The organism is Siminovitchia jepli (assembly GCF_047228825.1).
Lineage (GTDB): Bacteria > Bacillota > Bacilli > Bacillales > Bacillaceae_C > Siminovitchia.
Map to the genome: position 1 here is coordinate 1 of NZ_JBFEGN010000222.1, position 655 is coordinate 655.

The 655-nt window shown below is 37.9% G+C and carries 1 protein-coding gene; it reads left to right on the plus strand.

Going from position 1 to position 655, the window contains the following annotated elements:
• The first annotated feature begins 134 nt into the window (after window positions 1-134).
• Entirely contained in the window at window positions 135-554 is a 420-nt protein-coding gene (gene tnpA / locus AB1L08_RS22490) for an IS200/IS605 family transposase (protein ID WP_244708095.1), read from the plus strand.
• Window positions 555-655 lie beyond the last annotated feature (101 nt).

Here is a 655-nt window from a genome sequence, read left to right on the forward strand (position 1 = left end):
TAACTCCAAATTAAGCCCCACGCTATGCGTGGGAGAACAGAAACGGAAGTACCTTTACGTATGATAAAAAGTCCTCCTCTGCTATAATGACAAAGGTTTCGCAAGCCAATGTCGGGCAGAGGAGGACATCCATTATGGATAATTCAAGTTTATCACATACAAAGTGGAATTGCATGTACCATATTGTGTTTATTCCTAAATATAGACGGAGAACCATGTATGGTCAACTTAGAAAAGATGTTCGAGAAATAATTAGAAAGCTTTGTGAGTATAAAGGAATTGAAATTGTAGAAGGAAGTGTATCTATTGATCATGTCCATTTATGTGTCAAAATCCCACCAAAGCTTAGTGTTTCAACATTTATGGGGTATTTAAAAGGTAAAAGCGCACTAATGATATTTGATAGGCATCCGGAATACAAGAGGAAAGGGAATAGACACTTTTGGGCAAAAGGATATTATGTGGATACAGTAGGAAGAAATGAAGAGGTTATTAAAAAGTATATAAAAAACCAAACTGAAGCAGACATGATAGAAGATAAAATTAACAATTAAGGACAATGACCGGCTTGCGAAACTACGCCTTTAAGGCGTTGCCAGTAACATGCCCTTACAGGGCTGAGTCAAACCACCCGTTGAACGGGTGGTCTGTGATT